The sequence below is a fragment of the Arthrobacter sp. Edens01 genome (genome assembly GCF_001307035.1).
Classification (GTDB): Bacteria; Actinomycetota; Actinomycetes; order Actinomycetales; family Micrococcaceae; genus Arthrobacter_B.
In genome coordinates this window covers 1,321,842-1,344,072 of record NZ_LKIU01000005.1, presented here as the reverse complement: position 1 = coordinate 1,344,072, position 22,231 = coordinate 1,321,842, and the positions used below count along the sequence as shown (strand labels likewise).

At 64.2% G+C, this 22,231-nt stretch carries 25 protein-coding genes; 14 read left to right on the top strand and 11 right to left on the bottom strand.

Annotated elements, in window-relative coordinates; all coding sequences use genetic code 11:
- Nucleotides 1–426: 426 nt before the first annotated feature.
- Nucleotides 427–1,323: a heme o synthase gene (locus AO716_RS12425; RefSeq protein ID WP_055241167.1), complete on the top strand. Its 897-nt coding sequence runs from the start codon at nt 427–429 to the stop codon at nt 1,321–1,323.
- Nucleotides 1,324–1,331: 8 nt separating this feature from the next.
- On the opposite strand, the gene AO716_RS12420 is transcribed toward AO716_RS12425, so the two are convergent.
- The 4 genes from AO716_RS12420 to AO716_RS12405 form a co-directional block, all read right to left on the bottom strand.
- Nucleotides 1,332–2,345 (bottom strand): S41 family peptidase, encoded by a 1,014-nt coding sequence (locus tag AO716_RS12420; protein WP_082413537.1) that lies wholly within the window; start codon nt 2,343–2,345, stop codon nt 1,332–1,334.
- Between the two features lie 108 nt (nt 2,346–2,453).
- A complete protein-coding gene (locus AO716_RS12415) occupies nt 2,454–3,431 on the bottom strand; it encodes a COX15/CtaA family protein (RefSeq protein ID WP_055241163.1) in 978 nt (325 codons plus the stop codon).
- A gap of 5 nt (nt 3,432–3,436) precedes the next feature.
- Entirely contained in the window at nt 3,437–4,180 is a 744-nt protein-coding gene (locus AO716_RS12410; protein WP_055241161.1) for an ABC transporter permease, read from the bottom strand.
- The gene (locus tag AO716_RS12405) at nt 4,177–5,130 is read right to left on the bottom strand and encodes an ABC transporter ATP-binding protein (protein ID WP_055241159.1); all 954 of its coding nucleotides are present in this window, start codon (nt 5,128–5,130) and stop codon (nt 4,177–4,179) included. The genes AO716_RS12410 and AO716_RS12405 overlap by 4 nt, the downstream gene beginning before the upstream one ends.
- Nucleotides 5,131–5,298: 168 nt before the next feature.
- Here AO716_RS12405 and AO716_RS12400 point away from each other — a divergent pair, with 168 nt between their 5' ends.
- The 5 genes from AO716_RS12400 (at nt 5,299) to AO716_RS12380 (ending at nt 10,095) form a co-directional block, all read left to right on the top strand.
- Nucleotides 5,299–6,063: a helix-turn-helix transcriptional regulator gene (locus AO716_RS12400; protein WP_055241157.1), complete on the top strand. Its 765-nt coding sequence runs from the start codon at nt 5,299–5,301 to the stop codon at nt 6,061–6,063.
- Complete coding sequence (gene sufB, locus AO716_RS12395) at nt 6,063–7,535, top strand: Fe-S cluster assembly protein SufB (protein ID WP_055241155.1); 1,473 nt, start codon at nt 6,063–6,065, stop codon at nt 7,533–7,535. The genes AO716_RS12400 and sufB overlap by 1 nt, the downstream gene beginning before the upstream one ends.
- The gene (sufD, locus tag AO716_RS12390) at nt 7,535–8,890 is read left to right on the top strand and encodes a Fe-S cluster assembly protein SufD (protein ID WP_082413533.1); all 1,356 of its coding nucleotides are present in this window, start codon (nt 7,535–7,537) and stop codon (nt 8,888–8,890) included. Before sufB ends, sufD begins: the two co-directional genes overlap by 1 nt.
- Nucleotides 8,891–8,956: 66 nt before the next feature.
- Complete coding sequence (gene sufC, locus AO716_RS12385; protein WP_055241153.1) at nt 8,957–9,727, top strand: Fe-S cluster assembly ATPase SufC; 771 nt, start codon at nt 8,957–8,959, stop codon at nt 9,725–9,727.
- Nucleotides 9,728–9,765: 38 nt separating this feature from the next.
- Complete coding sequence (locus tag AO716_RS12380; RefSeq protein WP_055241151.1) at nt 9,766–10,095, top strand: metal-sulfur cluster assembly factor; 330 nt, start codon at nt 9,766–9,768, stop codon at nt 10,093–10,095.
- Nucleotides 10,096–10,165: 70 nt separating this feature from the next.
- On the opposite strand, the gene AO716_RS12375 is transcribed toward AO716_RS12380, so the two are convergent.
- The 3 genes from AO716_RS12375 to AO716_RS12365 are packed head-to-tail and all read right to left on the bottom strand — an operon-like array spanning nt 10,166 to nt 12,073.
- Nucleotides 10,166–10,795: an energy-coupling factor transporter transmembrane component T gene (locus AO716_RS12375; RefSeq protein ID WP_055241149.1), complete on the bottom strand. Its 630-nt coding sequence runs from the start codon at nt 10,793–10,795 to the stop codon at nt 10,166–10,168.
- Between the two features lie 4 nt (nt 10,796–10,799).
- Nucleotides 10,800–11,516 carry an energy-coupling factor ABC transporter ATP-binding protein gene (locus tag AO716_RS12370; protein WP_414826586.1) on the bottom strand — a complete coding sequence of 239 codons (717 nt, stop codon included), beginning with the start codon at nt 11,514–11,516 and terminating at the stop codon, nt 10,800–10,802.
- Nucleotides 11,513–12,073, bottom strand: coding sequence for a biotin transporter BioY (locus AO716_RS12365; RefSeq protein WP_055242239.1), 561 nt, complete (start codon nt 12,071–12,073; stop codon nt 11,513–11,515). Before AO716_RS12365 ends, AO716_RS12370 begins: the two co-directional genes overlap by 4 nt.
- Nucleotides 12,074–12,402: 329 nt before the next feature.
- Here AO716_RS12365 and AO716_RS12360 point away from each other — a divergent pair, with 329 nt between their 5' ends.
- Entirely contained in the window at nt 12,403–14,001 is a 1,599-nt protein-coding gene (locus AO716_RS12360) for an ABC-F family ATP-binding cassette domain-containing protein (protein ID WP_055241144.1), read from the top strand.
- A 68-nt stretch (nt 14,002–14,069) separates the two neighbouring features.
- On the opposite strand, the gene AO716_RS12355 is transcribed toward AO716_RS12360, so the two are convergent.
- The 3 genes from AO716_RS12355 to AO716_RS12345 are packed head-to-tail and all read right to left on the bottom strand — an operon-like array spanning nt 14,070 to nt 15,598.
- Entirely contained in the window at nt 14,070–14,948 is an 879-nt protein-coding gene (locus AO716_RS12355) for an SURF1 family protein (RefSeq protein ID WP_055241143.1), read from the bottom strand.
- On the bottom strand, nt 14,949–15,206 hold the full coding sequence (locus AO716_RS12350; RefSeq protein ID WP_055241141.1) for a hypothetical protein: 258 nt from the start codon (nt 15,204–15,206) through the stop codon (nt 14,949–14,951).
- Complete coding sequence (locus AO716_RS12345; RefSeq protein WP_055241138.1) at nt 15,203–15,598, bottom strand: DUF3099 domain-containing protein; 396 nt, start codon at nt 15,596–15,598, stop codon at nt 15,203–15,205. The genes AO716_RS12350 and AO716_RS12345 overlap by 4 nt, the downstream gene beginning before the upstream one ends.
- 156 nt (nt 15,599–15,754) lie before the next feature.
- Between AO716_RS12345 and AO716_RS12340 the strand changes: the two genes are divergently transcribed.
- Both AO716_RS12340 and AO716_RS12335 read left to right on the top strand, forming a co-directional pair.
- Nucleotides 15,755–16,483, top strand: a complete 729-nt coding sequence (locus tag AO716_RS12340) for a beta-ketoacyl-ACP reductase (protein ID WP_055241136.1) — start codon at nt 15,755–15,757, stop codon at nt 16,481–16,483.
- Nucleotides 16,484–16,602: 119 nt separating this feature from the next.
- Nucleotides 16,603–17,346 (top strand): SDR family oxidoreductase, encoded by a 744-nt coding sequence (locus AO716_RS12335; RefSeq protein ID WP_055241133.1) that lies wholly within the window; start codon nt 16,603–16,605, stop codon nt 17,344–17,346.
- A gap of 3 nt (nt 17,347–17,349) precedes the next feature.
- On the opposite strand, the gene serB is transcribed toward AO716_RS12335, so the two are convergent.
- Nucleotides 17,350–18,264 carry a phosphoserine phosphatase SerB gene (gene serB / locus AO716_RS12330; RefSeq protein WP_055241131.1) on the bottom strand — a complete coding sequence of 305 codons (915 nt, stop codon included), beginning with the start codon at nt 18,262–18,264 and terminating at the stop codon, nt 17,350–17,352.
- 114 nt (nt 18,265–18,378) lie between these two features.
- Here serB and AO716_RS12325 point away from each other — a divergent pair, with 114 nt between their 5' ends.
- From AO716_RS12325 to AO716_RS12305, 5 genes are all read left to right on the top strand, one after another.
- On the top strand, nt 18,379–19,167 hold the full coding sequence (locus AO716_RS12325) for an ABC transporter ATP-binding protein (protein ID WP_055241130.1): 789 nt from the start codon (nt 18,379–18,381) through the stop codon (nt 19,165–19,167).
- 14 nt (nt 19,168–19,181) lie between these two features.
- On the top strand, nt 19,182–19,982 hold the full coding sequence (locus tag AO716_RS12320) for a sulfite exporter TauE/SafE family protein (RefSeq protein WP_055241128.1): 801 nt from the start codon (nt 19,182–19,184) through the stop codon (nt 19,980–19,982).
- Complete coding sequence (locus AO716_RS12315; RefSeq protein WP_055241125.1) at nt 19,983–20,789, top strand: TrmH family RNA methyltransferase; 807 nt, start codon at nt 19,983–19,985, stop codon at nt 20,787–20,789. It begins immediately after the preceding gene.
- A gap of 87 nt (nt 20,790–20,876) precedes the next feature.
- Nucleotides 20,877–21,749 carry a hypothetical protein gene (locus tag AO716_RS12310; RefSeq protein WP_152969958.1) on the top strand — a complete coding sequence of 291 codons (873 nt, stop codon included), beginning with the start codon at nt 20,877–20,879 and terminating at the stop codon, nt 21,747–21,749.
- A 136-nt stretch (nt 21,750–21,885) separates the two neighbouring features.
- On the top strand, nt 21,886–22,143 hold the full coding sequence (locus tag AO716_RS12305) for a type B 50S ribosomal protein L31 (RefSeq protein WP_055241121.1): 258 nt from the start codon (nt 21,886–21,888) through the stop codon (nt 22,141–22,143).
- Nucleotides 22,144–22,231 lie beyond the last annotated feature (88 nt).

Genomic DNA, 22,231 nt, shown 5'->3' with positions numbered 1-22,231 from the left:
GCATTAGGCACCGGAAGCGGCTTCTGCCGCTCCAACCGGATCTTGCGGTGTTTCTAACGGAACACAGGCGAGGCCCTGCTTGTTCCAGCGGGCCGTCGGCCCCCGGCAAACCGGCAGGTCAGCCAGCCTCCCACGGCAATGTTTGCGCACGGGGGCAATGTCCGCTTCAACCTTATCCCGAAGGCCCCGCCAATTGGCGTATCGTGTCCCGCATTCACTGGGGAAAAAGGGGTGCGCGGGGGCCACAGCATCCCAATGCCCGTGCAGAACGCCTCCGGGGCGGGTACCTGCTTCGTTTTCTACAGGGGATAGAGGTTATGATGAGCGTGGACTTTTACGGCCCAGACAGGATTCCAGACAGGACTGAGTGATCGTTTCGTGAGTACGCAGCATGCCCCCGCCGAGGTTCCGGTATACACCGGAAAAATGAGCGTGGGACGTAAGCTTCGGGCCTATGTGGCCCTCACGAAGCCGCGCGTGATCGAACTTCTTCTGGTCACCACCCTTCCCACCATGTTCTTTGCGCAGGGCGGAGTTCCCTCGGTCTGGCTCATGGTGTCGACCATGGTCGGCGGCGCACTGGCAGCAGCCAGTGCCGGTGTTTTTAACTGCTACATCGACAGGGACATGGACCGGCTGATGCGCCGGACCGAAAAGCGCCCGCTGGTTACGGGTGAGGTCAGCCCGCGCGAAGCCCTGGTATTCGGCTGGGCGCTTGGAATCGTCTCGATTGCCCTGCTCTGGTTCGGTGCCAATCCGCTCACCGGCCTCCTGGGTCTCGGCGCAATCCTGCTCTACGTGGTGTTCTACACTCTGATCCTCAAGCGCCGAACCACCCAGAACATTGTCTGGGGCGGAGCAGCCGGCTGCATGCCTGTGCTGATCGCCTGGGCCGCCGTGACGAACACCGTCGAGTGGCCTGCCGTGATCCTCTTTATGGTGATCTTCCTCTGGACGCCTCCGCACTACTGGCCGCTGTCCATGAAGTATGGCGAGGACTACCGCAACGCCTCGGTTCCCATGCTCGGAGCCGTTGCCGGTGCGAAGGTGGTCTCCGTGCAGGTTGTCCTGTACGCCTACGCCACGGTCGTCTGCTCGCTGCTCCTGATTCCGGTTGGCGGTGCCGGCTGGGTCTACACCGCCGGAGCCGTCCTCAGCGGCGCATGGTTCCTTGCAGAAACCCATCGCCTCCACGCCCGGGCCCAGCGGGGCGAGGTCACGGACAAGACGGCCATGAAGGTCTTCCACGGTTCGATCAGCTACCTCACCATCCTCTTCGTGGCGCTGGCCGTCGATCCCTTCGTCGGCGGACCGCTTCTCTAGCAGCTCTGCTAGCGCGAACCCATCTCACAGGTTTCCCTGAGCCACTCGGTGGCCGCGGACAGCGGGTCATCGGAGGCTGTATGTACCGGAAGAGCACCGTCTGCGGGTACCCCGGAGCTGTTGGCCATGTAGGCGCGGGTGACCCGGAGAACCGCACCGTCAGGCATAGTCTTCGTCACGTTTCCGGTTGACAGTCCTGCTGTATCCGCTCCGAACGTTCTGACTCCGTCTCGGGACATGAAAGTGATAACGACAGCCTCTGCCGAACTTGCTGTCGAACCTGACTGAAGGACGGCGACCGGCAGGTGGCTCATATCTGCGGCCCGGCTGGAGGCGCCCGCCTGGTATTCACCATTCTGAAAAATCCCCCCGTCCCTGGCTGCGACCGCCGAACTGTTTCCGTCCCGATCAATAAACTGCATCAGTGTGCCTTCGGGGAGAAGCGGTGTGACGGCGCTAATCATGGGCAGCATATTTCCGCCGTAGTTCTCCCTCACATCGACGATCCAGCCGCATTGCGTTTCGGCGGAGAGCCTTGCTATCTCATCCCACCCCGCTTCGGCATACTCTTCAATGTGTTCCGGCCGGGGTGATCTGAACGCCGGTATGTTGAGGACCGCCACACCGTCACCGAGCAGTTCGGCTTCAGGAGTGTGAATGAAGCTGTACCCCGGGGGATTCGGGTTCGGCTCCCTCAGTGCGCTGTGCCTGCCTCCTGCCAGATCAATAACTTCCTTTAGCGCCGGGTAGGTTTCATCCGGAGATTTGGCGCCGGCGGTCTGTTCAAGAGCCCGCTCCCTGACCGCAGGCCAATCGATGTCTTCGAGATAGAGCCCATTGGCCTCGATAAAATCGAGTGCTTCAGAGACGTATGCGTTTGGCTCAAACTCCCACAGCGCTGCAGCCGTCTCGACGGGCGGTGACAGGTCATCTCCGGTCGAATCCAGGTTTGCCGTACAGGCGGTTTGTGCCAGCAGCGCGATAAGCATCGCGCCGGCAATGCCCGCAGATCTTGTATTCATGGGTGACCCTCCGGAGTTTTCCAGACAATCTACCCGGGCCGAGGGACACCTTAACGAGCGAATCCCGCGAAACCAGGGGTTTCGTGGGATTCGGCGGCGACTGCGTAACTAGTCCCTTGCCTCCGAAGACGCATCGACCGCACCCGGCACCTTGTGCGAGAGCGCCGTGTACACAACGTAGGCCGCAGCACCGGTGAGCAGCGAGGCTCCCAGCATGTGCAGTGCCACCAGGACGATCGGCAGGTGGAGAAAATGCTGTACATAGCCGATCACTGCCTGGGCCAGAACAACGACGGCGAAGACCACCAGGGAACGCCGCAGCCGGACATCCGCGGTACGTCGGTAAACCAGGTACAGCGCCACGGCCGTGGCGAAGACCAGCAGGTAGACCGGGACAACGTGGAGACGGGTAATGAAGTCCGGATCCAGGCCGTTGCGGGCAGCACCGTGGTCACCGGCATGCGGGCCGGAACCGGTCACCATGACCCCGAGCACGACGGTAATCGCCGTCAGCACGCCGATCGCCCAGACCAGCGGACGCAGGGGGCGGTCAGCCAGTGGTGCGTTGCCCTCGGCAAGCTGTCCGCTTGTCAGCCACGCCCGGTTCACCAGCACTACAGCCACGCTGATAATGACCATCGAAACAATGAAGTGCAGGCCGACCACCCAGGGGTTCAGGTCGGTCCACACCGTAATGCCGCCAATGAAGGCCTGGGCCGGGATGCCGGCCAGGGCCGCCGCGGAAAGCCACAGCAGGTCCGGGCGCGTGGACCGCGCCTTCCACACTGAAGCAAGCATGCCAAATGCAATCGCGGCCAGGACAAACGTCAGCAGCCGGTTGCCGAACTCGATGATGCCGTGAACGCCCATTTCCGGCGTCGTGACCAGCGAATCCGCCGTGCACAGCGGCCATTCGGGGCAGCCCAGCCCTGAAGCGGTCAGCCGCACGGCGCCGCCGGTGACCACAATGGCAATGTTGGCCACCAGGGTAGCCACCGCGAGGGTGCGGACCAGCTTGCCTGTGGCGGGCCCAGCGGAAAGCTCGGCCTTCCGTGCTGCGGGAGCGGGAGCGGGGGTATTGGACACGGGAACTAACTCCATTTGAACCAGCGGACAGCAGCGAGGCCGCCCAGGATTGTCCACGCCAGCAGGATGAGCGTGGCGGAAAGGTTGAACTGCGTATCTATCAGGGCTGATCTCAGTACATCACCCAGCGCCGCCGAGGGCAGCAGCTGGACGAACGGTTCCATGTCTGAGGGCAGGCTGGCAGCCGGAAGGATTATGCCTCCGATGCCCGCCAGAAGGATCCAGAGCAGGTTGGTGATGGCCAGTGTGGCCTCGGGCCGGACCGTTCCGGCGACCAGCAGGCCAAGCGAGGTAAAGGCCACTGCCCCAAGGACAAGCAGCAGGAGCGCCAGCGGGATTCCGGGCAGCGACGGACGCCAGCCGATGAAGAGGGCGACGACGCTGACAAGCACCACCTGGATCGCCAGTACGGACAGCACGGCGATCACCTTGCCGGCAATGAGTCCGGCCCGGCCAAGGGGAGTGGTGGAGAGGAACCGGAGAACACCGTAGCGCCGGTCGAAGCCGGTTGCGATGCCCTGGCCGGTGAAAGCAGTTGACAGGGCACACAGGGCAAGGATGCCGGGCGTGGCTGTGTCTATCCGGGAGGGCCCAAAGTCATCCAGGACCGGAGTCACGCTCAATGCAATGAGGCCAAGGAGCGGAAGCACGACGGCGAGAATGAGCTGTTCACCGTTGCGCAGCATGGTCTCGGCCTCGTATTTGCCCTGGTTCAGGACCCTGACTGGCAGGGAAGCCGGCGCGCTCATCGGATCTCCTTTCCGGAGAGTTCGAGGAACACGTCCTCCAAAGTGCGGGATGCCATGTGGATGCTGTCCGGGAGGATGCCTGCATCCTGCCACCAGCCAGCCAGTCCGGCGAGGTCTGCGGGGGAGAACTCGCCCCGGAGAGCGTACCGGCCCGGAGTATCTTCGGTGAACGCCAGGTGTTCCAGCCCGGCAAGCGCGGGCTTGAGCCCGGGGGGTGCCTCGAAAGTGAGTTCGCGTCCGCTGGCGTGGGCAGCGGTCCGTGCCGTGAGCTCCGCCACAGTTCCCGAAGCCACGGTGCGCCCGGCATCGATGATGTAGACATAGTCGGCGAGCCGCTGGGCGTCGTCGAGGAGGTGGGTGGTCAGGATGATGCCCAGTCCTTCTGCCCTAAGCTCCTGGATCAGGTCGAACACTATCTGGCGGGACTGCGGGTCCAGCCCGGCGCTCGGCTCATCAAGGAAGAGCACTTCCGGGTTGCCCACGAGGGCTGCTGCCAGCGCAACCCGCTGGCGCTGCCCGCCGGAGAGGCGGCGGATGCCTGTCCTGGCAAAGCTGTTGATTCCCAGACGCTCCACCAGCGAATCGACGTCGCGCGGATCCCTGTACATGGAAGCTATATGCCGCAGCAGGGCTACGGGACGGGCAGCCGGCGGCAGTCCGCCGTCCTGGAGCATGACCCCTACGCGCGCGCGCAGCTCTGCGCCCGCTCCATAGGGTGCTTCGCCGAGAAGGCGCACTTCGCCGCCGTCGATGGGCTGAAGCCCCTGCGCGCATTCGAGCGTGGTTGTCTTGCCGGCACCGTTTGCGCCGAGGAGTGCGGTGACCTCCCCCCGCCTCGCGGTCAGGTCGACCCCGGCCAGCACCCGGATCATTTTCCCGTCCAAACCGGGAACAGGGCCCAGATCCCGGATCAGACCGGAGATAGACAGGCAGGGTTCATTGTTAGGCACCCCAGTATTCTACGTTAGGTAGTAGTCCATTCCCGCCCTCCCCGCACCCCGTGCGGGCGGGTGGGAAGCATGTCCTTAGTAGCCTTGAGGAATGGATTAGGTCATGATTGTGTTGTGTATTCTGTGAAGAGCTCAGAGACGGAGACCCCTCCGGCGGAGACTGGGGCGGTGAAACCCGCAACCCAGGCAGCAGCCCGGGAGTCGGAAGAACGTACCAGGGACCGCGTACTCGGTGCCGTGCTTGAGCACGGTCCCGTGAGTGCGGCCGAGCTCGGCGAGCGGCTTGGCTTCACGCCGGCAGCGGTGCGCAGGCACCTGGACGCACTGGAGCGGCAGGGCCTGATTGAGGTCAAGCGGGTTTCCAGCCCCGGGGCAGGTGCAGGCCGTCCGGCGCGGCGCTACGTTGTCAGCCAGCAGGGCCAGTCCTATCTGGGCAATGACTACCTGACCATTGCCACCGAGGCCCTTCGGGCACTTGGAGCTGCAGCCGGTCCGGAAGCCATTGAAGCATTCGCGGCAGAGCGGTTCCGGAAGATGGAAGAACGTTACCGTCCGGTGCTCGACGCCGCTGGTCCTGCCCTGGAGGACAGGGCCCGGGCGCTCTCCGCAGAACTGACCAGGGACGGCTTCGTTGCCTCTACGACCATGATCGGCACGAGCCGGACACCCAGCACCCTGCTGAGCATCCAGCTTTGCCAGGGGCACTGCCCCATCCAGGCGCTGGCCAGCGCCTACCCCGTCTTCTGTGACAAGGAGACCGAAGTTTTCTCCCGGCTGCTGGGTGTGGACGTGCGCAGGCTGTCCACGCTCTCCCGCGGGGGGCACGTTTGTACGACCCACATCCCCGTGGGCCGTTCGAAGTCTGCGCCTCACCAGACGGTGGGCTCCGCAACCAACCAGTCCACATCCACTCATCAGCAAGAAAGGCCGTGATGACGGATCAAGTAACCCGGAAGGTTGAGGCACCAGCGGTGCCCGACTCCGTGATTTCAGACATCCTGGAAAAGAACCCCGAACTCGAGGGCATTGGTACCTACGAGTACGGCTGGGCCGACTCAGATGTCGCCGGGTCCAACGCCCGCCGCGGCCTCTCCGAGGAGGTTGTCCGTGACATTTCGGCGAAGAAGAACGAACCGGAATGGATGCTGGACCTGCGCCTGAAGGGCCTGAAGTACTTCGACCGCAAGCCCATGCCCACCTGGGGTGCAGACCTCTCCGGCATCGATTTCGACAACATCAAGTACTTCGTGCGCTCCACCGAGAAGCAGGCGAACACCTGGGAAGATCTCCCCGAGGACATTCGCAACACGTACGAGAAGCTCGGCATCCCCGAAGCTGAGCGCGGCCGCCTGGTTTCCGGCGTCGCTGCCCAGTACGAGTCCGAGGTCGTGTACCACCAGCTCCGTGAAGACCTGGAGCGCCAGGGCGTCATCTTCCTGGACACCGACACCGCGCTGAAGGAACACCCGGAGATCTTCCAGGAGTACTTCGGCACGGTTATCCCGGTAGGCGACAACAAGTTCGGTTCGCTGAATACTGCCGTGTGGTCCGGCGGTTCCTTCGTATACGTCCCGAAGGGCGTCCACGTGGAGATCCCGCTGCAGGCCTACTTCCGCATCAACACGGAAAACATGGGCCAGTTCGAGCGCACGCTGATCATCGCGGACGAGGACTCCTACGTCCACTACATCGAAGGCTGCACCGCTCCGATCTACACCTCGGACTCACTGCACTCCGCCGTCGTCGAGATCATCGTCAAGAAGAACGCCCGCGTCCGCTACACCACGATCCAGAACTGGTCGAACAACGTGTACAACCTGGTGACCAAGCGTGCCATTGCGCACGAAGGCGCCACCATGGAGTGGATCGACGGCAACATCGGTTCCAAGGTCACCATGAAGTACCCGGCTGTCTACCTGGTCGGCGAGCACGCCAAGGGCGAGACCCTGTCCATCGCCTTCGCCGGCGAAGGCCAGCACCAGGACACCGGCTCGAAGATGGTGCACATTGCCCCTAACACCAAGAGCTCCATCATCTCCAAGTCCGTTGCCCGCGGCGGCGGCCGTGCTGCCTACCGCGGCCTGGTCCAGGTCCGTGAAGGCGCGAAGAACTCCGCCAACACCGTTCGCTGCGACGCCCTGCTGGTGGACACCATTTCCCGTTCGGACACCTACCCCTACGTGGATATCCGCGAGGATGACGTGACCATGGGCCACGAAGCCACCGTCTCGCGGGTCAGCGAGGAGCAGCTGTTCTACCTGATGTCCCGCGGCCTTCCCGAGGACGAGGCAATGGCAATGATCGTGCGCGGCTTCATCGAGCCGATCGCACGCGAACTGCCGATGGAATACGCCCTCGAACTCAACCGCCTCATCGAACTCCAGATGGAAGGAGCCGTCGGTTAATGTCGAAGCTAAACGACGCCGTAGTAAACACAGCCGAGAACGTCGCTGAAACCGTAGCCGAGAAGGTCAGCAACGCAGTGGAAGGCGTCAAGGCGCGCATCGGGGCCCCCTCTGGGGACCGCCGGGTCCGCATTGACGGTTTCACCGAGGAAGGCGAAAACCTCTCCCCGCTGAACGATTCTTCCCCCGTTCTGGGCGGTGACAGCAGCAAGTCCCACAGCCACGGTGCCGGGGCAGGCATTCCTGACAGCTCGCGCGCCGGGCGCCTCACCTCCTTCAACCGGGCGGATTTTGGCAAGCTCACCGGCCGTGAAGAGGACTGGCGGTTTACTCCGCTGAAGCGCCTGCGCGGCCTGCACACCCAGGATCTGACCGGGACCGCCCCCGAGGTGGCCGTGGTAGCTCCCGAAGGCATCACCGTAGCCGGAATCGGCCGCGACGATGCCCGGATCGGCACCGCAGGCATCCCCGAAGACCTGGTTGCTGCAGCAGCCTGGGAAGCCTTCACCGAAGCCACCCTGGTCAGCATTCCGAAGGACATGCAGGCTGAAGGCACGGTCACGCTGAGCATCACAGGTGCCGGCACTGATCCTGCCGCCCAGCACGTGGTCATCGAGGCCGGCGCCTTCTCCAAGGCAGTTGTGGTCCTGGACCACAAGGGTTCAGCCACGCTGTCCCAGAACGTGGAGATCATCGTCGGCGACGGCGCGGAACTGACCGTCATCTCCGTACAGGACTGGGACGACGACGCCGTTCACGCGTCCGCCCAGTACGCCAAGGTTGGCCGCGACGCACGCTTCAAGCACGTAGTCGTCAGCCTCGGCGGCGACCTGGTGCGCGTGACACCGTCCTCGAAGTTCACCGCCACCGGCGGCGATGTGCAGATGTTTGGCCTGTACTACGCCGACGCCGGCCAGCACCTGGAGCAGCGCCTGTTCGTCGACCACGCGGTGCCGAACTGCAAGTCCCGCGTTATGTACAAGGGCGCACTGCAGGGCAAGGACGCACACACCGTTTGGGTTGGCGACGTGCTGATCCGCAAGGAAGCCGAAGGTACCGACACCTACGAGGTGAACCGCAACCTGCTGCTTACCGACGGCGGCCGTGCCGACTCCGTGCCGAACCTGGAAATCGAGACCGGTCTCATTGAAGGTGCCGGCCACGCCAGCGCCACCGGCCGGTTCGACGACGAGCACCTGTTCTACCTGATGGCCCGGGGCATCCCCGAGGACATCGCACGCCGCCTTGTGGTGCGCGGCTTCCTGAACGAAATCATCCAGCAGATCCGGGTTCCGGAACTGGAAGAGCGCCTCACCGCCGCCGTCGAGCGTGAGCTCGCACAGGTCGAGAACTAAGACCTCTTCCTCCACCAAGAACCTGCAGACCGCACCGCACGCGTGCAAAGAGAAAGCGAACAACGCATGTCCACTCTTGAAATCAAGGACCTTCACGTCAGCATTGAGACCGAACAGGGTGTCAAGAAGCAGATCCTGAAGGGCGTCAGCCTCACCATCAACACCGGGGAAACCCACGCCATCATGGGCCCGAACGGCTCCGGCAAGTCCACCCTCGCCTCCACCATTGCCGGCCACCCGCGCTACACGGTGGACAGCGGTTCCATCACCCTGGACGGCGAAGACGTCCTGGCAATGAGCGTTGACGAGCGCGCCCGCGCCGGCCTCTTCCTGGCCATGCAGTACCCGGTTGAGGTTCCGGGCGTCACCATGACGAACTTCCTGCGCACCGCCAAGACCGCACTGGACGGCGAAGCACCGTCCCTGCGCCACTGGACCAAGGACGTCAAGGGCGCCATGTCGCAGCTTCGCATCGATGCCGACTTCGCCCAGCGAAACGTCAACGAAGGCTTCTCCGGCGGCGAGAAGAAGCGCGTGGAGATCCTCCAGCTTGAGCTCTTCCACCCGAAGTTCGCCATCCTGGATGAGACCGACTCCGGTCTTGACGTGGACGCCCTGAAGGTTGTCTCCGAAGGCGTAAACCGTGAACACGCCAACGGAAACATGGGTACGCTGCTGATTACGCACTACACGCGGATCCTGCGCTACATCAAGCCGGACTACGTGCACGTATTCGTCGACGGACGGATCGCCGAGCAGGGCGGCCCCGAGCTTGCCGACCGCCTTGAAGAAGAGGGCTACGACCGGTTCACCAACGCCGGCGCAGCCAGCGCCTGATCCGGCACCGCAGAACGCCGGAAGACGAGGAGCAGAACATGACTGACGCCAACCTGGCCCAGACATCCCTTGAGGATGTCGAAGAGGCCCTCAAGGACGTCATCGACCCCGAGCTGGGGGTGAACGTCGTCGACCTGGGCCTGCTGTACGGGCTGAAATACGCTGAAGACGGTGCCCTGCTCATTGACATGACCCTGACCACTGCCGCCTGCCCGCTGACCGATGTCATCGAGGAGCAGACAGGCAAGGCGCTGGAAGGCATCGTCGACGAGTTCCGGCTGAACTGGGTGTGGATGCCGCCGTGGGGACCTGAGAAGATCACGGACGACGGCCGCGATCAGATGCGGGCCCTGGGCTTCAACATCTAGGCAGGCTCCGCCGTACAAGACAAAAGGGCGGGCATCTCTTCGGAGGTGCCCGCCCTTTTGCGTGCCGCCTTTAGTCTTTTAGGCCGCGCTCCGGTTCGCCGATTCCCCTTGCGGCCAATGCTTCGCCTGTCTGCTGTGCGTACGCCACAGCCCGGATCACCACCGGGACCGCGAGAGCGCGCGGATTCCGTTCGAGTCCCCGGGCCCTGGCAGAATCCCGGACATCGGAAGCTGAGCCCAGCAGGTACGGAATGCTGCGCAGCATCAGGGCCAGTGCCAGCCCAAAGCGCTCCGGGTCCGCCCCAAGCACCCGCAGGGGCCGCACCAGGGCCACTGCCCCGTCCAGCAGCTGCGGTACCGGCACGGTGAGTATCACCAGGCGGGCGGCCGCAACGCAGACCATAATGTTCCCGGCCACGGTCACGGCGGACGCAGCACCAGCGTGCCACAGCTGGAAGCCGGCGATGAGTACCAGGACCGGCCACATTAGCCTGAGCGGCCGCGGCAGCTCGCGCAGCAGTCCTGCGGCAGCGTAGACAGCCGCAACCAGGGCCGCAGCCGCTGCCGTGGCAAGCGGCCGGGCAGCGAACAGCGTGCCCCCGGATACCACCACAACAACTGCTGCCTTAAGCCACAGCGGGGCCCTGTGCACCATAGAGTTCCCGGCCCGGTACTCGCCCAGATGCCTGGTGCTCCTCATCAGGTCACTCCGCCCACTGGCCTGCGCGGGCCGCCAGCTGCCGGTAGGCTGCAATGCCTTCCGCAGCCGGGCCGTCGAACACCACGGAGCCTTCGTCCACTACCAGCACCCGTTCAGCGTCGGCTGCAAACTCAAGGTCATGGGTGGTGAAGATGACCTGCTGGGGGAGTGCGGCAAGGATGGCCCGCAGCCGGGCAGTGTTACGCAGATCCAGGAGGGTGCTCGGTTCATCTGCCACCAGCACGGCAGGATCCGTGGCCAGCACGGCAGCCAGCGCCATCAGCTGGCGTTCACCGCCTGAGAGGTCATAGATGCTGCGGTCCGCCAGCTGCAGCAGGCCAAAACGGTCCAGCACCTTCTCCGCGGCCACCCGGCGTTCGCGTGCATTCCGCACGCTGCGCCGCAGTGAAAGCTCGACGTCGTTCCGCCCGGTAGGCATCACCAGCTGCGAGAGCGGATCCGTGAAGACAAAACCCACACGGCCCCGCACCTCGCTTCCGCTGCGGACTGTATCAGCGCCGTCGACGCTCACGCTGCCGCTGGAGGGCAGCAGCAGACCGTTGATCAGGCGCAGAAGCGTTGATTTCCCCGAGCCGTTCGCACCAATGACCGCAATCCGCTGCTCAGCAAGGGTCAGGGAGACCGGATGCAGGATGGTTTGGGGACCCGATTCTGCGTCCTGCACCTCGACTGCAGCCTCCTCAAAGCGGACAACCATCAGCGGCGGACCTGCCTGGTACCCGGAACCATCCGGGGAAAGGCTGCGAAGACACTGACTGCAACCGCGGCTGCCAGGAGATTCTTGACCACGTCTCCGGGCCAGAAGGCCATATCAGCAGCAACAGCGGCAGGAAAACTGAGCTTTGCATTGAGCATCATGCCTGCGATGCCCAGGGGATGAACCACCGAAAAGCTGGTGAGCAGCCCGGCGGCGAAGAGCACAGCGAAGCGGGCGCGACGGATCCGGCCCATCAGGGCGCGGGTCAGCAGGCCCACCACCAGGGCCGCCAGGGGGAACGCGAGCAGGTACCCGGCGGATGGTCCCGCCAGGACGCCAATGCCGGAGCGGAAGCCGCTGAAGACCGGCAGGCCGGCCAGGCCGGCAACCAGATAAAGCCCCACGGCTGCGGTGCCCCGGCCCGGACCGAGGACCATTCCGGTGAGAATTACCGCGAGGGTCTGCAGGGTGATCGGCACGCCTACGGGGAGCGGAATCCCGGGCAGCAGCGAAAATGCGGCGACCAGGGCGGCAAAGACTGCGATGTAGGACAGGTCCACGGCGCCCCACCGCGGCCGTGATGATGGAAACTGCCGTCCGGAAGGCCCAGTCGAGCCGTTTCCGCCCTCCCGGGAAGGGGAGGCCGGGGCGGCAGGCGCAGTGGGTTCAGGAACAGCGGTCATTTGGGCTCATTTCGTCGGTGTCCTACAACATTCGCCTCAGGGCGCCGGGAGAATCACCCCGGTGAATCCGAGACTAGACCGGGGACTGCCCGTCCACCGTTGTCGGGTTCCTACAAATCGTCCCGAACCGGTAGACTTGAAAGGCTGCCTTCGCGGCATCCGCGTACAACCTGCGTAGAACCCACCCTTCGAAAGGTCCCTCCTTAGTGATTGCCGTATCTGAACTCGAGCTTCGTGCCGGTGCACGCCTGCTCATGGAAGCGGTCTCATTCCGTGTGGACAAAGGGGACAAGATTGGATTGGTGGGACGCAACGGCGCCGGTAAGACCACGCTGACCAAGGTGCTGGCAGGCGAAACGCTTCCGGCCGCCGGACATATCAAGCGCACCGGGGATATCGGCTACCTGCCGCAGGACCCGCGCACACCGGACATGGAACAGCTGGGCCGGGACCGCATTCTCTCCGCCCGCGGCCTGGACAAGGTCCTCACGGAGCTGAAGAAGTGCCAGGACGAAATGGCCAGCGACGATTCGAAGGTCTCTGACAAGGCCATGAAGCGCTACGACCGGCTCGAAGCGGAGTTCCTCTCCGCCGGCGGATATGCCGCAGAGTCCGAGGCCGCGACCATCTGCGCGAACCTGGCCCTGCCGGACCGGCTGCTGAACCAGCCGCTGAAGACACTCTCCGGCGGCCAGCGCCGCCGTGTTGAGCTGGCCCGGATCCTGTACTCCGACGCCGAGACCATGCTCCTCGATGAGCCCACCAACCACCTCGACGCCGATTCAATCGCCTGGCTGCGCGAGTTCCTCAAGAACCACACCGGCGGCCTGATCGTGATCAGCCACGACACCGGCCTGCTGGAAGCAACGGTCAACAAGGTCTTCAGCCTGGACGCCAACCGCGCCACGATCGACATCTACAACATGGACTGGAAGCGTTACAAGGTCCAGCGTGAGACGGACGAACGCGCCCGTAAGCGTGAGCGCGCCAACACGGAGAAGAAGGCCGGTGCCCTGCTGGCCCAGGCCAACAAGATGAAGGCCCGTGCGTCGGGTGCGTCCGCCGCCCAGAGCATGCTCAAGCGCGTGGACCGGCTGATGAGCGGCCTCGACGCTGTCCGCGCCACGGACCGGGTTGCCGCCCTCCGCTTCCCGGATCCCGCCCCCTGCGGGAAGACCCCCATGATGGCTGAAGGCCTCAGCAAGAGCTACGGCTCGCTGGAGATCTTCACGGACGTGGACCTGGCGATTGACCGTGGTTCGAAGGTAGTCATCCTTGGCCTGAACGGCGCCGGCAAGACCACCCTGCTGCGCATGCTGGCCGGTGTGGACATCCCCGATACCGGACGCATCATTCCCGGCCACGGACTGAAAATCGGCTACTACGCCCAGGAACACGAAACCCTGGATACCGACCGCACCGTGCTGGAGAACATGCGCTCCGCCGCACCGGATATGGACGATGCGGAGGTCCGCAGCGTCCTGGGTTCCTTTATGTTCAGCGGCGACGACGTTGATAAGCCTGCCGGAGTCCTCTCCGGCGGTGAGAAGACGCGCCTGGCGCTGGCCACCATTGTGGCTTCCTCAGCGAATGTGCTGCTCCTGGACGAACCAACGAACAACCTGGACCCTGCTTCCCGTGAGGAAATCCTGGGCGCCCTGAGCAACTATTCCGGCGCCGTCGTTATGGTGAGCCACGATGAGGGTGCCGTTGCCGCGCTGAACCCGGAACGGGTTGTCCTGCTTCCCGACGGCGACGAGGACCACTGGAACGAAGGTTACCTGGAGCTCGTCACGCTGGCTTAGTGTCCGCAGACGCGAAAGTGGCCGCGGCCCCTCATGGGGTGCGCGGCCACTTTTATGCCTGTTGAACGCTAGTATCCCTGGGCGTCGAGGATCGCGTCCTCTTCTTCTTCACCTGTGGTTCCACGCCGTTTGCGGACCGGCCGTGTGCGGCGGGGGAGAGGCGCTGCTGAGTGGACTTCATCGTCGTCGTCCCAGTCCTCGTCATCCTCTTCGCCGGCCTCAATGATGTTCCAGGCCTCCTGGCGGGCGGCGTAGCCGAAGCCTACAAAGAACAGCAGTCCGAAGGCGTACCACTGGAGCGCATACGAAAGATGCGGGCCTTCGTCCAGGTCCGGCTTTGGCGCAGCTTCGGGACGCGTGGCAGGAGCCGGATCTTCCGTGTCCATCAGCACGTAGGCGGCCTGTTCAAGCGGGTAACCGATCTGGTCCTGGTACTCAGCGAGATCGATCGAGGCAAGCTGTCCTTCGGGAGCGCCGCGAAGCAGGGCGGGTTCGGCAGGCTTCAGGCGGGCCGTGACGGTGACTTCGCCCTCCGGAGCCGGAGGCACCTCGTCCGGCCATCCTGCCTCGTTGTTGCCGATCGCGAGCCAGCCGCGGTTCACGGCGACGGCAGTACCGTCAGCGAGTCTCAGCGGCACCAGCACTTCGTAGCCGGGACGTCCGTTGAGCGGACGGTTACGCACAATCCGCTGGTTTGCCGTGTCATACGAGCCGGTCAGTTCTACCGGGAGCCATTCGGCCGACGGGTCAAACTCCTTGAAATAACCGGCAGCTTCCTGGAAGGAAACCGGTTCCGCCGAGTAGTTCGTTTCCACCCAGCCAATGTCCTCACGGACAGCGTCGCGGCGTTCGAGCTGCCAAGTGCCAAGAAAGGCGCAGACTGCTGCCAGCGCACACACCAGGACAAACCATCCAAGCCAGCGGCTGGACAGGAGGAACTTGTACATCTACGGTGTGTCGCTTTCGGTTCCGGCGTCCCCGGCAAGGGGGAGCGTCTCTTTCCACAGGGAGCGGGCCTGCAGGTACTCTTCGAGCCAGCTGCGGTGTTCGCCGCATGCAAGCCATATTTTACGTCGTTCAGGGGTGTGAATCCTGGGGTTGTTCCAGAGCAGCTGCCAGTCTGCGTCTGCACGGCAGCCCTTCCGGGAACAGCGGGCACGGTCTTCGCCCGGCGTGCCGCCGGACAGTGAGTCAAGCAGGTTCATGCTCCCGGCGCCGCCGTACCCCGGCCCGCGGGGCCGTGATCTTCGACAATCTCGCCACTCAGAACGGTGGTTCCGGGATTCTCGGGAGCGTCGGAAACCCGTGCCTCGAGCTGCTGCGGAGCGGCAGCCTCGTAGGGGGAGTCTCCGCCAAGGTTGCTGCTGTCACTGCCTCCGTTGGCAATGACGACGGCGAACCACGGGAGCACGACTGCGCCCGCCACTACCACCCACAGCATCCAGCCGTGGACGAAGAAAAGCAGGAACAAGCAGACCATGCGGATGCTCATGGAAATCGTGTATTTGACCATGCGCGCATGCATCTCATCGGTGTGCGCCGAGCGGGCGTCCGTAATCCGCGGAACGTGGACGCTGCGGCGGGATAGCTTGCTCATCCCTTGGTCATTTCTGAACCATCTCCGGACATCACTGGGTCTTCACTCTCCAAACAGATTTCCCCATTGTCTCACTGCCGCTGGCGAACTTGTAGTTGCCTCCGGCGCCGATAGGATCGGATTCTCACGCCCCGACCCTAAACGTAAGGATTTTTTGTGCAGAACGATTCCCAGACCCAGGCCGGCCGCAGCGTCCTCGTTACCGGCGGCAACCGGGGCATAGGCCTGGCTATCGCCAAAGCGTTCGTCGAAGCCGGAGACAAAGTCGCCATTACTTACCGCAGCGGAGACGTCCCGGAGGGCATGCTCGGAGTGAAGGCCGATGTGACGGACATGGCGTCCGTTGATGCCGCCTTCACCGAGGTCGAAGCAGCCCACGGCCCCGTTGAGGTGCTGGTCGCCAACGCGGGAATCACCAGGGACACCCTGCTGCTGCGCATGAGCGAGGATGACTTTACCGACGTCATAGACACAAACCTGACCGGCGCCTTCCGGGTGGTAAAGCGTGCGTCCAAGGGGATGCTGAAGCTGCGCCGCGGCCGCGTGGTCCTCATCTCCTCTGTAGTGGGACTGTACGGCTCGCCGGGCCAGGTCAACTACGCCGCCTCCAAGGCTGGACTGGTGGGAATTGCCCGGTCGCTGACCCGGGAACTGGGCTCCCGCAACATCACCGCCAATGTTGTGGCTCCCGGCTTCATCGACACGGACATGACCCGCTCCCTGCCGGAGGACACCCAGAAGAACTACCTGTCCTCCATCCCCGCCGGCCGCTTTGCCGCGCCTGAGGAGGTCGCCGCCGTCGTGCGCTGGATTGCCGGTCCGGAAGCGGGCTACATCTCCGGCGCTGTCATCCCCGTGGACGGCGGACTAGGAATGGGCCACTAGCCTGCGCGCACCCGGGCAGGGTATTCCTTGGAGGTTTCCACCAACGCACGGGCACGCACCGGCTGGCAGGATGGGAACCAGTGAGCACGTCTTTAGCCAATTTCCACAAAGGAGTTTTTATGGGCCAGCTTGAGCACAAGGGCGCAATCGTCACCGGTTCTTCCCGCGGCATCGGAGCGGAGGTCGCCAAACTGGTGGCCGCTGAAGGTGCCGGGGTAGTGGTCAATTACCGCCAGAAGGCGCCCCGGGCCAACAAGGTGGTTGCCGGGATTGAAGCGGCAGGGGGCCGCGCTGTTGCCGTGGGTGCCGACCTGACGTCCCCCGAAGGTCCGGCAGCACTGGTCGAAGCGGCACTAAACTCCTTTGGGAGCCTGGACCTGCTGGTCCTGAACGCCTCCGGCGGAATGGAGACCGGAGTGGAGGATAACTACGCGCTCAAGCTCAACCGCGATGCCCAGGTGAACATGCTCACCGCTGCAGCCGCGCAGATGAAGCCCGGTTCCCGGGTGGTTTTCGTTACCAGCCACCAGGCCCACTTCATCAACACGGTTCCCACCATGCCCGAGTACGAGCCGGTGGCCCGCAGCAAGCGCGCAGGCGAGGATGCCCTGCGCGCCATGATCGGCGAGCTGGAGGAGAAGGGCATTTCCCTGGTGGTTGTTTCCGGCGACATGATCGAAGGAACCGTCACGGCAACCCTGCTCGACCGTGCCAACCCCGGAGCGATTGAAGCACGCCGGGAAGAAGCCGGCCGGCTCTATTCCGTCGAGGAATTCGCCGCCGAGGTAGCCCGCATGGCTCTTGCCGATGTACCCACCGGCCACACCGAGTATGTGGGCGGAGCGGACTACCTCAGCGCCTAGGCGCTACAGCTTCACGAAGTGCTGCACCACGTCCAGGCTGGGCAGGTTCAGCACGGCATCTGCGGCGGCCTGCACAGCCGGCTTGGCATTGAACGCCACGCCCAGTGCGGCCGCCGCAAGCATGTCCAGGTCGTTCGCGCCGTCACCCACAGCGATCGTCTGGTCTTCCCGGACGCCCAGTTCCGCGGCCCATTGCCGAAGTGAGTGAGCCTTCACCGCCCGGTCCACCACCTGACCGGCAACTTTGCCGGTCAGGACGCCGTTTTCGACTCCCAGTTCATTGGCCCGGGCACAAGTCAGTTCCAGCCGCTGCGCAAGCGGGGCAAGGACCTGGTTGAATCCTCCGGAAACAACGGCCACGGCATGCCCGGCGGACAGGAAGGCCTTCACCAGGGCCTCCGCGCCGTCGGAGAGTTCAATCCTGGTCCCCACTTCAGCGATCACAGACTCCGGCAGCCCGGCCAGTGTCTTCACCCTGGCGTGGAGGCTCTGTGCGAAGTCGAGCTCACCGCGCATGGCGGCTTCGGTCACGGCAGCAACTTCTTCTTCCTTGCCTGCATGTGCTGCGAGCAGTTCAATGACCTCCTGTTTGATCAGCGTGGAGTCAACATCCATAACGAGGAGTTTGCGGCCCGGCTGGATCAGCGAAGCGGGGACGACGGCGCTTGACGCCTGCGCTGCACCGCCGTCGAGCGCTGCGGCGGCAGCTGACGCGACCGCGAGGCGCAGCGCTTCCAGGCCGCCGTCGTAGGTTACAAACAGTTTCGAGGCCACATAGCCGTCCCCCTCCGCGTTCTCCAGTTCAACGATCCGTGCACCGGCAGCAACAACGGCCTGCTGGACACTGCCGAGGTAGGCGTCAGCCAATTCGCGTCCGTAGCTGACAACGCTGTACTCCGGAGAGGCATTCGGGGACATGCGGGTTCCATTCTGCGTGCGGGAAAGAGCGGCCGGTGGTAGACACGGCCGTGCGGACATGCGGCGGCGTCGCGTTTCGCCAACGCGCCTTTCTTTAGCCTAGTGTCTACTGCTATGAGTGATGTTCTTGAATTTGCCGGAGTAAGTGTCGTCCGGGGCGGAAAGACCCTGTTGGACGGCGTTGACTGGCAGGTGAGGGAAGGCGAACGCTGGGTCATCATGGGACCCAACGGAGCCGGCAAGACTACACTGCTGCAGATCGCCGGCGGCCGGATGCATCCCACCCGCGGCATGGCCGGGATCCTTGAGGAAGTCCTTGGCGCTGTGGATGTCTTTGAGCTGCGTCCCCGCATTGGGCTGGCCTCCGCGGCACTGGCGAACCAGATTCCCGAGCACGAAACCGTCCTCAACGTGGTGCTGACTGCTGCCTACGGCATGACCGGACGCTGGCGTGAAAAGTACGAAAAGCTCGATGAGCGGCGCGCTTTCCACCTCCTGCACGACTGGGGGATGTCCACCTACATCAACCGCCGCTTCTCCTCGCTCAGCGAAGGCGAACGCAAGCGCGTCCAGATCGCCCGGGCACTGATGACCGATCCTGAGCTGCTGCTGCTGGATGAACCGGCTGCAGGCCTGGACCTGGCCGGCCGCGAAGACCTTGTGCAGCGCCTGGCGAATCTGGCAGCCGATGAAGAGGCACCCGCGATCGTCCTGGTCACCCACCACCTCGAAGAAGTACCGCCGGGATTCACCCACGCACTGCTCATGCGGGACGGCGCCGTTGTGGCAGCCGGTGAGATCGACACCGTCTTCACCGAGGAACACCTGAGCACCGCGTTTGACCTGCCGCTCACCGTGCAGCGCGACGCAGCAGGACGCTACAGCGCAACCGCGCGCCGGTAAGCAGCTGCTCCTCCATGCTCCTGTCTTCCGCAGGGTGGCTTCATGACGCCCTGGTACTTTTCGCCGGCCTCTGGGCCGGAACCATCAACGCAATCGTTGGCTCCGGAACACTTGTGACGTTCCCGGTGCTGGTGGCCCTCGGCTACGCGCCGGTCGCCGCCACCATCAGCAACGCCATGGGCCTGGTAGCCGGCAACATCGCCGGGTCCTGGGGCTACCGCAGGGAACTTGCGGGACTTGGCGGCACGCTTCTCCGCCTGCTGCCCGCCTCGATTCTCGGCGGCATCACCGGAGCCTGGCTGCTGCTGCACCTGCCAGAGGACGTGTTCGGAACCGTCGCCCCGTTCCTGATCGTCGTGGCACTGCTGTTCGTCGTCTTCCAGCCCAAGCTGCAGTCCTGGGTGCGCGAGCGGGCAGCCCGGAGCGCCGAACCCGGAACAGTGCTGCAGGGGCCCGCCAGACCGTCCTGGACGCTGACAGTGCTGATCTACCTGGCAGGCGTCTACGGCGGCTACTTCGTGGCGGCGCAGGGCATCCTGCTGGTGGGTATCCTCGGCATCTTCCTGCACGGGACGCTCCAGAACGCCAATGCCGTCAAGAACATCCTGGTTCTGGGAGTGAACCTGGTGGCAGCGGCGTCGTACATGCTGTTTGCCTTCGACCGGATCGTCTGGCCGGTCGTGGCGCTGATCGCCGTCGGCTCACTGATCGGCGGCTTCATCGGTGCCGCCGTCGGGCGCCGGCTGCACCCCGTTGTGCTGCGTACGGTGATCGTGCTGCTGGGCCTCGGGGCACTGTGGATTATGGTTTTCTAAGTGAGCCTCATCCACCTTGAATCAGCCGGTGACCCGCGCGTCTCCGACTACACCCGACTGACAGACACTTCCCTTCGCAGGCTTCGCGAGCCGGCCGAAGGCATGTACATCGCCGAATCCTCGAAGGTCCTGCGGCGGGCCATCGACGCCGGCCACATTCCCAGGTCCTTCTTCCTGGCCGAAAAGTGGCTTCCCGACCTGCAGGACATCCTGGACCGGTTTCCGGGTACGCCTGCCTACGTGGGAACACCCGAGGTGCTCGAAGCAATTACGGGGTTCCATCTGCACCGCGGTGCCCTGGCTGCCATGCAGCGTCCAGCCCCGCTGGAGCTGGCGCCGCTGCTGGCTTCTTCACGGCGGATTGCCATCCTCGAAGACATTGTGGACCATACGAACATCGGTGCGATCTTCCGTTCCGCTGCGGCCCTGGGCGTTGACGCCGTCCTCGTCAGCCCCAGGTGCGCGGACCCGCTCTACCGCAGGGCCATTCGAGTCAGCATGGGCACAGTGTTCCAGGTGCCGTGGCACCGGCTCGAATCCTGGCCGGGCGCCCTGACCGAACTCCGTGAAGCCGGTTTCGTGACGGCCGCGCTGGCTCTCCGGGACGACTCGCTCACGCTTCAGCAGCTTGGCGCCCAGCGCCACGAGAAACTCGCGCTCGTCCTTGGCACCGAGGGGGACGGCCTCTCGGCGGGGACAATCTCGGCAGTGGACGTCAGCGTCCGCATACCCATGCAGCGCGGAGTGGACTCGCTGAATGTCGCCGCCGCAAGTGCCGTTGCCTTTTGGGAGTGCAGGGTTTTGTAGGAACGCCCACCCTTATATCCAGCGGATATTGGTGTAACACTTGGGCCTGCACGAAGCATCACACTCTGAAGCGTCCGGGGGCAGGGAATGACAGGTCGCAAGCGCCGCCCGGGGCGGTACAGAATCGCTGCGCTGTGCCTGGCCGCGGGCATGGTCCCGGCGGTTGCAGCCTGCGGCCCAACAGCAGATCAGATTGCGTCAAGGGAAACCACGCAGACCACCGTGCCCCCGGCCCCCGCTCCGGTTCCCCCGCAGGCGAAAGTACGGACGGCCGAGCCGGAACCCGAGCCTGCGCCCGAGCCGGAGCCCATGCAGGTGAGCGTTAGCGGCGCACAGGCCGGCATGGCAGAGGAAGTCCAGGCTGCCTGCCAGTGGCTCCTTCGTGAGGAAGCCCGGCCTTTCCCCAGCGCCGACGCGGCCGAGTGCGTGGCCTCGGCGATGAGGGCCGGAAACGGCGCCCAGCAGACCGTGGCCACCACGGCCAGCTGGCTGCCCCCGGGCAGCTACACAATGGATTTCCGTACCGGCAGCGATTTCGGGATGATGCTGCGCAGCACGGACGGTGAGCTGGAGATTTCCGTGGAAAGCGGGATGCGCACGCTGCGCACGGGAGATTCATCGGTTCGGGCCGATGCGTCGGGCGGGGCAGAAGAGTCCTACGCTGCCGTATTAGTTGATGCAGCCGAACTCACTGCCAACCCGGACAGGCTGGCCGGGCTGATCAAATCCGGCAATCCGGCCTCCGTCGAGTACGCGGTTGATTACATGGGAGTTTCCGCCACCCGGCTTACCGCAGTCGTAGAGCCGGAAAACCCGGGGGATTTCTCCGGTGCCCTCACCCTGACCCTGGACGAGCTCTACCGTCCGCTCCTGATTGAGCATGCGGGACGAACCCGGGGGATTGCCACCTCAATCCGCGCGGAGATTACCGGCTGGGGGAGCACCGGGCCGCTGCGCTAGCCTCGGAAGGCACGGTGTACCGCTTTTGCGCATATCCGTGCACCTTGCGCTAAGATTGATTGTTGGCCAATTGGCCTGAAGAGCTTTGAACCCCATTGTGCCTGGCAAAATCCAGTCACCTAGAGAAGGTATTACTGTGAAGTCTGACATCCACCCCACATACGCGCCGGTAGTCTTCCGTGACCTTGCGTCCGACACCGCGTTCCTGACCAACTCCACCGCAACGTCCTCCAAGACGATCGAGTGGGAAGACGGCAACACCTACCCGCTGATCGAGGTGGAAATCTCCTCCGCATCGCACCCGTTCTACACGGGCAAGCAGCGCATCATGGACTCCGCCGGCCGCGTGGAGCGCTTTAACGCACGCTTCAAGGGCTTCGGCGGCAAGAAGTAGCCTTACCGCTACCAGCCAGCAGCCTAGAATTGAAAGGTCCGTCCGGAATGATCCGGACGGACCTTTCGTTTACGTCATACCTGCGCCG

Coding starts and splice junctions, on each gene's coding strand:
- AO716_RS12425 (WP_055241167.1), top strand. CDS start 427: ATGAGCGTGGGACGTAAGCTTCGGGCCTATGTGGCCCTCACGAAGCCG.
- AO716_RS12420 (WP_082413537.1), bottom strand. CDS start 2,345: ATGAATACAAGATCTGCGGGCATTGCCGGCGCGATGCTTATCGCGCTG.
- AO716_RS12410 (WP_055241161.1), bottom strand. CDS start 4,180: ATGAGCGCGCCGGCTTCCCTGCCAGTCAGGGTCCTGAACCAGGGCAAA.
- sufB (WP_055241155.1), top strand. CDS start 6,063: ATGACGGATCAAGTAACCCGGAAGGTTGAGGCACCAGCGGTGCCCGAC.
- sufD (WP_082413533.1), top strand. CDS start 7,535: ATGTCGAAGCTAAACGACGCCGTAGTAAACACAGCCGAGAACGTCGCT.
- sufC (WP_055241153.1), top strand. CDS start 8,957: ATGTCCACTCTTGAAATCAAGGACCTTCACGTCAGCATTGAGACCGAA.
- AO716_RS12380 (WP_055241151.1), top strand. CDS start 9,766: ATGACTGACGCCAACCTGGCCCAGACATCCCTTGAGGATGTCGAAGAG.
- AO716_RS12375 (WP_055241149.1), bottom strand. CDS start 10,795: ATGAGGAGCACCAGGCATCTGGGCGAGTACCGGGCCGGGAACTCTATG.
- AO716_RS12355 (WP_055241143.1), bottom strand. CDS start 14,948: ATGTACAAGTTCCTCCTGTCCAGCCGCTGGCTTGGATGGTTTGTCCTG.
- AO716_RS12350 (WP_055241141.1), bottom strand. CDS start 15,206: ATGAACCTGCTTGACTCACTGTCCGGCGGCACGCCGGGCGAAGACCGT.
- AO716_RS12345 (WP_055241138.1), bottom strand. CDS start 15,598: ATGAGCAAGCTATCCCGCCGCAGCGTCCACGTTCCGCGGATTACGGAC.
- AO716_RS12335 (WP_055241133.1), top strand. CDS start 16,603: ATGGGCCAGCTTGAGCACAAGGGCGCAATCGTCACCGGTTCTTCCCGC.
- serB (WP_055241131.1), bottom strand. CDS start 18,264: ATGTCCCCGAATGCCTCTCCGGAGTACAGCGTTGTCAGCTACGGACGC.
- AO716_RS12325 (WP_055241130.1), top strand. CDS start 18,379: ATGAGTGATGTTCTTGAATTTGCCGGAGTAAGTGTCGTCCGGGGCGGA.
- AO716_RS12320 (WP_055241128.1), top strand. CDS start 19,182: ATGCTCCTGTCTTCCGCAGGGTGGCTTCATGACGCCCTGGTACTTTTC.
- AO716_RS12310 (WP_152969958.1), top strand. CDS start 20,877: ATGACAGGTCGCAAGCGCCGCCCGGGGCGGTACAGAATCGCTGCGCTG.